The sequence below is a fragment of the Prosthecobacter sp. genome (assembly GCF_044373815.1).
Classification (GTDB): Bacteria; Verrucomicrobiota; Verrucomicrobiia; order Verrucomicrobiales; family Verrucomicrobiaceae; genus Prosthecobacter.
Genome location: NZ_JBIPNG010000223.1, coordinates 1 through 10332, shown reverse-complemented (window position 1 = coordinate 10332; position 10332 = coordinate 1). Strand labels below are relative to the sequence as shown.

At 61.3% G+C, this 10332-nt stretch carries 10 protein-coding genes; 4 read left to right on the top strand and 6 right to left on the bottom strand.

All coding sequences use genetic code 11. From position 1 onward, the window contains the following. Both ACIREA_RS17850 and ACIREA_RS17845 read right to left on the bottom strand, forming a co-directional pair. Nucleotides 1-357: hypothetical protein (locus tag ACIREA_RS17850; RefSeq protein ID WP_397383675.1), on the bottom strand; the 357-nt coding region annotated here is incomplete at its 3' end. Nucleotides 358-390: 33 nt separating this feature from the next. After that, nucleotides 391-1071: an RNA polymerase sigma factor gene (locus ACIREA_RS17845; RefSeq protein ID WP_397383674.1), complete on the bottom strand. Its 681-nt coding sequence runs from the start codon at nt 1069-1071 to the stop codon at nt 391-393. Between the two features lie 256 nt (nt 1072-1327). Between ACIREA_RS17845 and zwf the strand changes: the two genes are divergently transcribed. From zwf to ACIREA_RS17830, 3 genes are read left to right on the top strand one after another with little or no spacing between them, the layout of a single operon-like run. Beyond that, nucleotides 1328-2869, top strand: a complete 1542-nt coding sequence (gene zwf / locus ACIREA_RS17840) for a glucose-6-phosphate dehydrogenase (protein ID WP_397383673.1) — start codon at nt 1328-1330, stop codon at nt 2867-2869. 17 nt (nt 2870-2886) lie between these two features. Continuing rightward, nucleotides 2887-3897, top strand: a complete 1011-nt coding sequence (locus tag ACIREA_RS17835) for a glucose-6-phosphate dehydrogenase assembly protein OpcA (protein ID WP_397383672.1) — start codon at nt 2887-2889, stop codon at nt 3895-3897. Nucleotides 3898-3935: 38 nt separating this feature from the next. After that, the gene (locus tag ACIREA_RS17830; protein WP_397383671.1) at nt 3936-4865 is read left to right on the top strand and encodes a UbiA family prenyltransferase; all 930 of its coding nucleotides are present in this window, start codon (nt 3936-3938) and stop codon (nt 4863-4865) included. Nucleotides 4866-4876: 11 nt separating this feature from the next. Here ACIREA_RS17830 and ACIREA_RS17825 read toward each other — a convergent pair whose 3' ends face one another. From ACIREA_RS17825 to ACIREA_RS17815, 3 genes are all read right to left on the bottom strand, one after another. Further along, a complete protein-coding gene (locus tag ACIREA_RS17825; RefSeq protein ID WP_397383670.1) occupies nt 4877-5341 on the bottom strand; it encodes a hypothetical protein in 465 nt (154 codons plus the stop codon). Between the two features lie 380 nt (nt 5342-5721). Beyond that, nucleotides 5722-6408 carry a response regulator gene (locus tag ACIREA_RS17820; protein ID WP_397383669.1) on the bottom strand — a complete coding sequence of 229 codons (687 nt, stop codon included), beginning with the start codon at nt 6406-6408 and terminating at the stop codon, nt 5722-5724. Next, a complete protein-coding gene (locus ACIREA_RS17815) occupies nt 6405-7862 on the bottom strand; it encodes an ATP-binding protein (protein ID WP_397383676.1) in 1458 nt (485 codons plus the stop codon). The genes ACIREA_RS17820 and ACIREA_RS17815 overlap by 4 nt, the downstream gene beginning before the upstream one ends. A gap of 269 nt (nt 7863-8131) precedes the next feature. On the opposite strand from ACIREA_RS17815, the gene ACIREA_RS17810 reads away from it, so the two are divergent. After that, the gene (locus tag ACIREA_RS17810) at nt 8132-9325 is read left to right on the top strand and encodes a 3-dehydroquinate synthase (RefSeq protein WP_397383668.1); all 1194 of its coding nucleotides are present in this window, start codon (nt 8132-8134) and stop codon (nt 9323-9325) included. A 186-nt stretch (nt 9326-9511) separates the two neighbouring features. On the opposite strand, the gene ACIREA_RS17805 is transcribed toward ACIREA_RS17810, so the two are convergent. Then, nucleotides 9512-10332, bottom strand: an 821-nt coding sequence (locus ACIREA_RS17805; RefSeq protein ID WP_397383667.1) for a toll/interleukin-1 receptor domain-containing protein, incomplete at its 5' end; no start/stop codon positions are given.

Below are 10332 nucleotides of genomic sequence, written 5' to 3'. Positions count from 1 at the left end.
AGTGACGCTCTGCGCCAGCCACACTTCGCCATAGGCCCCGGAGCCGATGCGCTTGAGCAGCGTGTAGTCGGGAATGACGATGTCATCCCGGTGGGAGGGTGGGCCGTTTTTGTCGCGGCTCTTGACCTTGTCCCGCGCCGTCGGCACCGCGATGGGCGGGGCGGGCAGGGTCAGTTCGAAAGATTCTAAATCCTGCGCTTCCTCATCGGGGTGCGCCGCCTCGTATGCCACTGCCTCAGCCATGACAGGCAAATGCAAGTCGGCTGCTTCATCCGCGCTCTCGTGGGGAGGCGTATGCTCGGCGGGCAGGTCGGCTGGATCGCTCATGAAGCTGTCGTGGGAGGAGGGTGGCTGCATGAATGGTTCAAGCCAGCGTCCGGAAGTCTCCCACTAAAGCATCGTATTCTCAAGCCCCTGCACTTCTTTCTTCACCAGCGCACCGACCCGGTGCTTGGCCAGATAGACCTGTGCGGCATTGATTCCGAGGGCTTCAGAGGTCTTCTTCACGCCCCAGCCCTTCATCACGTAGCAGTCGAAAATTTGAAACTGACGGGGTGAAACCTTGGCTTTGACGCGTTCCAGAGCGGCGGCGGTGATGTTGTCACGCCATTCGCGGTCCCAGATGTTTTCCAGCAGGTTGTCCTTGTCCTGGGAGAGGCGGTCGATGACCTGACCACTGGTGTCCTCGGTGTCCGCATTGCCCTGATCGGCCAGGGAGGGCTGGCGTTTGCGGGCGCGGAACACGTCCAGAATACGCCAGCGTGTCATCTGCAGCAGCCAGGCTTTGAAGGAGCCTGCACGCGGATCGTACTGGCCCTTCTGCACCTGGCGGGCAATGGCAATGATCGTCTCCTGCACCACATCAAAGGCTTCTTCACGGGTGAGTCCCGCCTTGGTGCCGACGCTGAAAATGAGACGCCAGTAAGTCTGATAAAACTCGTTCCAAGTTTTCTGATCTTCCCAATTGTTCAGACGCTCGATCAGGCTTTTGCGGGTTTTTTCCCACAAGCCCTTGTCTTTTTTTACGTCTTCCGGAATCGGAATGTCTGGCTCATGTGCCGGTTTGCTCATTGCCCTGTGACTGTCAACGGATGAGCCGTGCTGTCAAACCTTTGAAACTCAGAGGACATAGAGAAAATCAGCGAAAGAGACGCCAAATTTTAGCGGGGTACCCCCACATGATGCCTTCAAGCGAATTCATGGCATCCATGAAGTCATTTCATCGACTCGGGCCCGTTGCGGCGGCATCGTTTGTTGCCATCGCGGGGGGGCGGGTTAGTCTGGCAGTCCTGCGCCACGTTTGTGGCGTAGTCCTTGCTTTAAAGCCATGCCCGAATTGGAAAATCCCTTTCAAGAGACTCTGCTCTCCCGCCACCGTGCGGAACCCTGCTCCGTGGTCATCTTTGGTGCCACCGGTGACCTCACTCACCGCAAGCTGATCCCCGCCATCTACAACATCGCCGCCGCTGGTGACCTGCCGCCGCAGTTCAAGGTCGTGGGTTTCGCCCGGCGTGACAAAACCGATGAAGGCTTCCGCAAAGAACTGGAAGAGGGCAACCGCCAGAACAGCCGTCAGGGCCACAACGATGAACTGTGGAAGAGCTTCTCCCAGTGCATTCACTATCACCGCAGCGAGTTCGAAGACCTCGAAGGCTACAAGTCTCTGGCGAAACTGCTCGACCAGTTCGATGCGGAACGCGGCACGCCGGCGAACCGCCTCTTTTACCTGGCCTCCGCTCCGGAGGCTTTCAAGCCCATCCTGGAAATGATCCGTGCCGCCGGGCTTAATGAGGGCGTCAAAGGCAAATGGGCGCGCGTGGTCTGTGAGAAACCCTTCGGCAAAGACCTCGCGACCGCGCAGGGCCTGAACGCGGTGGTCGCCGCCACCTTTGCGGAAAAGGACACCTACCGCATTGATCATTACCTCGGCAAGGAAACCGCGCAGAACATCATGGTGCTGCGCTTTGCCAACTCCATCTTCGAGCCCAACTGGAACAGCCGTTACATCGACCACGTGCAGATCACCTGCGCGGAGAACCTTGGCATGGAAGGCGGCCGTGGTGGCTACTACGACACCGCAGGCGCGCTGCGTGACATGGTGCAGAATCATCTCCTGCAGCTGGTCTCCCTCGTGGCCATGGAGCCGCCGACGGATCTCAGCGCAGACAGTGTGCGTGATGAAAAGGTGAAGGTCATCCGCGCCCTGCGTCCGCTGGTGGGGCCTGAGGAAGTGGGCAAACACGTGATCCGCGCCCAATACACCGCAGGCAGCGTCGATGGCGCGCCGCGCGTGGGCTACCGGCAGGAGGACCGCGTGAATCCCGCATCCACGACCGAGCCCTATGTGGCGCTGCGTCTCATGATCGACACCTGGCGCTGGCAGGGCGTGCCATTTTACATCCGTGTGGGCAAGCAGCTGCCGAAGAAGGCCACGGAGATCAGCATTCATTTCAAGAAGCCGCCGCAGATTCCCTTTGCCACCTCCACGATGCTCAAGAACAGCGAGAACACCCTCGTCATCCGCATTCAGCCGGATGAAGGCATCGCGCTGCGCATCCTGTGCAAGCAGCCGGGACAGGCCATGAGCATCCAGCAGGTGAAGATGGACTTCCGCTACTCCTCCAGCTTTGGCAAAGCCAGCCCCGAGGCCTACGAGCGCCTGCTGCTCGATGCCATGGCCGGTGACGCCACCTTGTTCGCCCGTCGCGATGAAGTCGAGAACGCCTGGAGGTTCATCGATGAAATCGAGAACGCCTGGCACAAATCGGACACGCCGCCGACCATGCACGAATATCCGGCAGGAAGCTGGGGGCCGAAGGAGGCCGATGACCTGCTGCGTGCGGACGGCCGTGAGTGGCGGCTGCTTTAATCTGGAGAAAGACCACCATGCCGCTCTCCACCATTAACGACTCCGACCTCGACCGCCTGGGTCTCGAAACGCCCATCGGGCGCATTGATCGTGCGCTGAAGCAGCTGTGGGAAGGGGACGAGGCAAAGACGCGTGCCTCGCTCATCAATCTGGCGATCTACACCGAGGATGGCTGCCAGCTGGTGGCTGACAACGAATTGCTCGATCACGTGGCTGCTCAGCATGCCTGCCGGGCGCTGCTCATCCTCGCGCTGCCTGGAGCACAGCCGCCACGGGCACGGGCCTGGATTCAGGCGCTGTGCCGTCCCTACCAGGGCAAACAGATCGTCTGCAGCGAGCAGATCAGCTTTGTGCTGGAAGGCGGGGATGCCGCGCAGGTGCAAAACATCGTCTTTGCGCATCTCGACTCCGATCTGCCGCTCGTCGTTTGGTGGCAGGCGGATCTGACCAAGAATTTTGAAGAGCGCCTCTACAGCCGCATCGACACCCTGATCATCGACAGTGCTCGCTGGGAGGATCCCGCACGGCAGTTTGACGCATTGCTGGCCGCCATGAACGCCGAAGGCGGTGACTTTGATTTGCGCGATCTCGCGTGGACGCGCTCGCACTTCATGCGCACCGCCCTGGCCGCCTGCTTTCAGGACGCCGCCGCCTGCCATAACCTCTCCAAACTTCAGGCCATTCGCATCACTCACCTCAAAGGCCAGCGCACCACCGCGCTGCTGCTCGCCGCATGGATCAATCAGCGTCTGAAAGCTTCCCTGAGCGTGGATTTGATCGAGAAAGACACCGGCCCCGCCCTGCAGGGGCTTGTGTTGGAAGGTGAGGGCGTGCGTGGAGAGGTGCGGCGTGAATGCGACTCCTGCTTTGTCCGCGTCAGCGCCACCTGCGGAGAGCACAGTCGTGAAGACCTGCTTCCCGCCGATGTGGACAGCGATGCGGAGCTCGTCACTGAACTCCTCTCCCGCTTTCACGGCAGCACGCTTTATTCCTCCATGCTGCCGTTTGTGCGCAGCATGTTGAAATAACCGTTCGACTTTGCTCTGCGGGTTTCGACACTGTGCGAATGCGCCCCTGGTTCCATCTCGCCCGTATTTCCAATCTCCCGACTGCATGGACAAACGTCATTGCAGCCTGGCTCCTCGCTGGAGGCGCGCTCTTGGATATGCGTCTCGCATGGCTTCTGCTGGCGGGCTCATTGATCTACACGGGCGGCATGATTTTGAATGATGCGGCCGATGCGGAATTCGACCGCGAGCACCGCAAGGAGCGGCCCATTCCCAGCGGCAAGGTTGCCGTGCGAACGGCGTGGATCGTGGGTATCCTGATGCTCTTTGTGGGGGGCGTCATCGCGCTGGGCTATGGTGCCAATCCGCAGATCACCGGGCTGCTGCTGGGAGCCATTGTGTTTTACGATCTCTTTCACAAGCAGTGGGCGGGGTCCGTCATCGTCATGGGGGCCTGCCGGCTGCTGCTGTATCTGGTGGCAGCCTCGGCTGTGGCACCGTTTCAATTTGCCAGCCAGAAGGGGGCCTTGTCCTTCTTCGGTGCCGAATGGCGCTACGAAACCGCCTTTCTGCCGGCGGGCCCTCTGCTGGTGTTGCCGTTTGCCCTGGCCATTGGGTGCTACGTTGTCGGCATCACCATGGCGGCGCGGTTGGAGCACAAAAGCGAGGCTCTGCCCGTGCCGGCTTCCTTGATGGCTTTCGCCCTGCTTTACACACCGGCCATCGTCTGCGCCATGCGGTTTTCTGCGGCGGGTGGCAGCCCGGTGCAGGTGGGTGTTCTGGGCGTGTTTGCCCTGCTGGTGGCCTTCGCCACGCACACCATGCGCAAAGGCGGCCCCGCCATCGGCAAGGCCGTGGGATGGCTGCTCGCTGGCATCGTCGTGGTGGATGCGCTTGCGATCGCGAACGTCTCGCCTCTGCTGGCGCTGGGTTTTGTGGTGCTCACGCCGCTGCTGCGTCTCTGGCAGCGCTGGGTGGCGGCCACGTAGCAGCTTGGGCGCTAGAGTGAGGCCGTGGCATTCATCCAGTGCAGTGGAGACAAGCCGCTGACTGCGGGCGGGCGGTGGGCAGGCTCAGGCCTGAAGCTGTGTTGGCCGGCCAGAATCTGGCGCACGGCCTCCAGCTTGGTGGCGGTGCTGCTGCTGCTCAGGACGCAGCCGTGGGCTCCTGCCCGCAGGACGCGACTGGCCTCCAGCACTGAATCGTTGCTGGCGACAATGAGAAACTTCAGGCCCGCATGCAGCACCAGCAAATCCTTCACGAGCTCAAGGACGCGGTGCCCCGGCAGGCTCAGGCTGATCAGCACCAGATCCGGCTTGTGCTTGGAGACTGCGGCAAAGGAGCAGGAGGCGCAGGTCACGGCTGCCGCCAGGGTGAGGTCTGGCTGGGTTTCCAGCTCGGCGCAAAAGTCCGCAGAGCTGTCTGGGTTGCTATCCACGATGACGATTCGATCTGGCTTTCTCATTTCAGGCAGCGGTTGGTTGTTGAACGCCTGAAGCTCACGAATCTGACCTGGGCCAGCCATCAAAGAATTGGAACAAAACCTTTGCATTGAGTTTCTGGTGGAGCGGGGGATTTTGCCCCGCAGCCGTCTGCGAGTATTGAATCATCTCATCCAGGAGATGAGAAGCATCCTCCAGATGCTGATGAACATACGTCCAACTCGAATGAGTGTGGTTGCTGCCTGAAGCCCAGATTTGGGAGTGGAAGTACGACGACGATTTCATGGTTGCTGAATGCCGGTGGGGTTGATGAACAACCCACCATGTGCGCGTTCAGACATTCGGGTATCATCGCTGGCACCGTTTGCGCTTAGGCCATGGGCCTACTTTTTCCTGTGAGGCTTCACTTGAGCACATCCCGCTGCGTCTCCACCCAGCGCACCGCCTGCCGGATCATTTCCGCACTCGTGACAAAGCCCATCTTGTCTTTGATGTGATCACGATGAACTGAAACGGTCTTCGGACTCAAGTTCAGCTGCGCTGCGATTTCCTTCGCGGTCTGGCCCTGGCCGAAAAGCTCGAACACCTGAAACTCACGGTCGCTCAGCTTGGTCAGCGGTGACTCAGTGGATCCACGCGGACGGGGAGTGGCAAAGGAGGCCGCGAGGTGCGCGGCCAGCCGCTCGCTCACATAGACGCCGCCGTCGAGCACCTTGTGAATGGCGTCCAGCAGCGCATTGCCGGGGCTGTCCTTGCCCACGTAGCCGCTGGCTCCGGCGCGCAGGGCGCGTGCGGCGCAGAGCATCTCATCATGCATGGAGCTGACGATGATCTTCAGCCCGGGATGCAGGGTCGCGAGATCTTTGATCAGCTCAAGGCCGCCACGGCCCGGCATGTTGAGATCCGTGATGAGCAGGTCCGGCTTCTCTTTGGCCACCAGGGCGAGGGCTGCAGATTCATTCGTCGCCGTGCCGCAGATTTCAAAGCTGGGGTAGGCCTGCAGCATGAAACGATAGCCATTGATCACGGCGGGATGATCGTCCACGAGCATGAGGCGGCAGGTTTTTTCGAGGGTGTCTGCGGTTGTCATGGGGTGTTGGGAATGTGAACGGCGATGCGTGTGCCTCCTGCGGGCGGAGCGCCGTGCTCCATCCTGCCGCCCATCATTTCAGTGCGATGCTGCATGATGCGAAAGCCGATGCCGCCGCCTTTTAAAGGCGCCTCCGGCAGGCCGCAGCCATCATCGTCGATCTCCAGCACGATGAGTCCATCACGGCTCTCCAGCCCGATGCGGATCTCTCCGGCATCCGCATGCTTCAGGGCGTTGTTCACCCCTTCCTGGGCGATCCTGTAGAGGTTGCACGCGGTCGCTTCGCTGATCTCCAGGATGTGCGCCGGGCACTCAAACACACACCGCACGCCGGAGCTGCGCGTGGTGACGTCTGCCAGCGCCTGCAGCGCGTGCTCCAGGCCCTGCTCCCACAGAGGAACCGGGGCCAGTCCATGAGAAAGGCCCCGCACCTCGGCCAGGGCTTCACGCAGGTTTTGGCTGGCATGGTGGGCGTGCTCCGCAAAGGCTGGGGCTTTGGCCTGCAGTTCATCATGCAGGCCGTTGATGGCCATGAGCACGGCGGTGAGCTGCTGACCGATGCCGTCGTGGAGTTCATGCCCGATGCGCCGGCGCTCGTTTTCAGCGGAATCAATCACCGCACGCTCCAGTACAGTGCGTTCTTGTTCGCGGTCTGCCAGACGCTGGGTCATTTTTCGGAATGCCTGGGAGAGCTCATGCACTTCATCGCCACCTCTCACGGGGTCGATGCTGACGGTCCGGCCTTCGCCAAACTCGCGGACAGAGCGTGCCAGCCGCTCCAGCCGGGTCGCCACGCCAAAGTGCAGGGTGGCCCAGAGACCGAGGCACATGATGGCGATCACGGAGGCCGACCACTCCACCCGCTGACGCGCATCCTGATGGGCATGGAGCACGGCATTGGCACGGTCATACACGAGCAGGAGCCAGTGCCGGGTCTGGGCAGGGATGTCGATGGGAAACGCCGCCAGCACAATGAAGTCCCCGTCATCCAAAGTGGCGGACTCCATGATCTTGCCGGTGCTCTGGCTGGCCCGCTGCCAGGCGGTGGCCGCAGGTGTTTGTGCGGCTGACAGCCCCTCCCACTGGGAGGATGAGCTTGCCAGCACACGGCCTTTTTCATCCACCACGGCGGCCATGCGCAGCCAGGGCTCATGGGTCCAGTCGGTGAGGCTTTCACTCAGGGCCTTGATCTCTTTCTGCACCAGGTGCTGCCGGGAGAGCTGGGTGAGCCGGGTGCCAGTGGCCTCGGCCTGCGTGGTCACGTCACTGAAATTGCGTGCGAGGTCATTCGCCAGATCCAGTTCATAATCCATCCAAGTCGCCAGGAGTCCCAGCAGCAGCAGCAGTGCTGGAATCAGGAAGCGAAGTGGCGGCGGAAAGGTCACGGCGGTGATCGTTTTTTGCTTCCAGGCATCTCCGGTCACAGATGGACTGAACAACGGTGCAGCTTCCATCACGTGAAGCCGTTTCCGGGAGTGTCCTGGCGGTGCGGCGGGGTTGAGTGCGAGGTTTTCATGGACGCCGAAAGATTGAATCCGAGGGGGTATTCTTCTCAATCACCCCAGCAGGCTATTTCCATGGGTGGCCGGACAGGAGGGCGTTTTGTGGCCTGAAGGCAGGAGGCCGGGGTGGAAAACGTGCTGCATCAATTGCGAAATCGGGGCTTCAGGCTAGAAACCACCTTTCTCAGACGTTTGCCCTTTCCCTTTGACCTCAAGCACGGTTGGAGGCAAAGAACCGACCCCCTTTGATGTTAGAGAAAAAAATCAGGCTAGAGCACACCCACCGAATCTTGTTCACGAGAGAAGTCTTCGCGCCTCGGAACCACACCATTCGTGATCTTCTTCACCTCGACCAGCCGCACAAGCTCCCCCGGGTGCTCGTGTTTGTGGATGAAGCCGTCGCCACGGCCAACCGCGATCTGCTCGACGACATCATGGCCTACGGCCAGGTACATGCAGACACCTTCACCATGGTGGATGACCCCATCGTCATCCCCGGCGGCGAGCCCTGCAAAAACGACTTCCGTCTGGTGGAGTGCTGCTGGGACGCCATCAATGAAGCCGCGCTGGACCGTCACAGCTACGTCTTCGTCATCGGCGGCGGCGCCGCGCTGGACCTCGTCTGCTTTGCCGCCTCCACCGCGCATCGCGGCATCCGTCATGTGCGCTTTCCCACCACCACCCTGAGCCAGGGAGATGGCGGCGTGGGCGTGAAGAACGGCGTGAACTACTTCGGCAAGAAAAACTGGGTCGGCAGCTTCGCCGTGCCCTTTGCCGTGGTGAACGACTTCGCCTTCCTGGAACTGCTGCCCGCGCGTGGCCGCCGCAATGGCATCATCGAGGCCATCAAGGTCGCGCTCATTCGCGACCGCGCTTTCTTTGAGCAGATCGAAGCCATGGCCGGAGATCTCGCCGCGCTCAAGCAGGAGGCCCTGGAGCAGGTGATCCAGCGCAGCGCCGAGCTGCACGTGGAGCACATCGCCACCGGCGGCGATCCCTTTGAACTCGGCTCCGCCCGCCCGCTGGACTTCGGCCACTGGGCCGCGCACAAGCTGGAGCAGATCTCCAAATTCACCGTCGCCCATGGCGAAGCCGTGGCCATCGGCATGGCCGTGGACCTCGTCTATTCCCGCATGCAGGGCATCCTGGATGAAGCCACCTGCGAGCGCGTGCTGAAGCTCATCGAGAGCATCGGCTTCGCCACCACCTCCCCGTATCTGATGACCACTGGCCGCAGCGGCGAGCCCGCCATCCTCGAAGGCCTGGAAGAATTCCGCGAACACCTCGGCGGAGAGCTCACCGTCACCCTCGTCCCCGAAATCGGCACCAAGGTGGAAGTCCACGAGATGAACCGCGTGAAGATCCTCAACGCCGTGGTGGAGCTGCAAAAGCGCGCCGTGGCGGTGGAGGAGTAGGGGAAAGCGCCGCCGCGCTTTCCGGCCGTAGGTTGGGTGTGTTTGGCGAAAAAGAACGCTCTTCAACACACAAAAACCTCACCGCCAAACCGCCCGACTGCGAGGACGTTCGTACGCCATGGAGCCAGCCGTACGCTGATGGACGGGCGGGCTGTCGCCACACCCATCCTACGACCGGGCCTCACCTCACCTCATCCCACGTTCTCGTTCGCTGGAGCGGTGCTCACCCGCGTGCTGCTTCTTCAGCTTTTCCAGCACGCGCAGCAGGCCTTCGGCCACGTCGTGCCATCCATGCGCATGCTTGCTATGATCCTTGATGGGCTTGGCGTCCGTCGGCAGGGCGATCAGATGATTCAGGCGGCCGCAGGCTTTCCACTGGCAGCGCTGCAGGATCACCGGCACCACCTCCGCCGTGCCCTTCGTTCGGCGTTCCAGCGCACGCGTGATTTCCACCCGGTTGATGTAGTCAGAGGTCAGCGAGTGATCACTCACCAGCAGCACAAAGACATCCATTGCCTCCAATTGCTCAGTAATGCCACGATTCCACTCTTCGCCTGCCGTGAGATCCCGATCCAGCCAGTACTCCACCAGACCGGCGGTTTGCAGCACCTTGAGCTTGAGTACGAGCTGATCCTTCGCCGCATCGTCGTGATGGGAGTAGCTGATGAACACACGCGGCTTCCACACATCCGTGCGGGCGTCCTGCACGGTCAGGCGGTTATTCTCCTCGGTGGCATTGATTTTCACCAAGCCTTTCGGTGTCAGCATGGACGTATCAGGACTCTTCAGCTTCTCTGCCTCCTCCAGTCCCGTCACCGGCATCCACACTTCCGGGGCGCGTTGCAGTTGCAGTTCCTCCAGCGGGTCAAGACCGCGAATCTCCCCATTCAAGGAGCGCATCTCCGTCTGAATCGTACCCGCTAGGCGCTGGCGGTCCACCTCCGGGCCCAGGATCGTGGCGGTGATGCGGCGGTCCGTCACATCCGCCCTTACTACGGCACGCGCCG

Bases quoted from the DNA above. Each gene is read 5' to 3' on its own strand.
- ACIREA_RS17845 (WP_397383674.1), bottom strand. From the start codon at position 1,071: ATGAGCAAACCGGCACATGAGCCAGACATTCCGATTCCGGAAGACGTA.
- zwf (WP_397383673.1), top strand. From the start codon at position 1,328: ATGCCCGAATTGGAAAATCCCTTTCAAGAGACTCTGCTCTCCCGCCAC.
- ACIREA_RS17835 (WP_397383672.1), top strand. From the start codon at position 2,887: ATGCCGCTCTCCACCATTAACGACTCCGACCTCGACCGCCTGGGTCTC.
- ACIREA_RS17830 (WP_397383671.1), top strand. From the start codon at position 3,936: ATGCGCCCCTGGTTCCATCTCGCCCGTATTTCCAATCTCCCGACTGCA.
- ACIREA_RS17825 (WP_397383670.1), bottom strand. From the start codon at position 5,341: ATGAGAAAGCCAGATCGAATCGTCATCGTGGATAGCAACCCAGACAGC.
- ACIREA_RS17820 (WP_397383669.1), bottom strand. From the start codon at position 6,408: ATGACAACCGCAGACACCCTCGAAAAAACCTGCCGCCTCATGCTCGTG.
- ACIREA_RS17815 (WP_397383676.1), bottom strand. From the start codon at position 7,862: ATGGAAGCTGCACCGTTGTTCAGTCCATCTGTGACCGGAGATGCCTGG.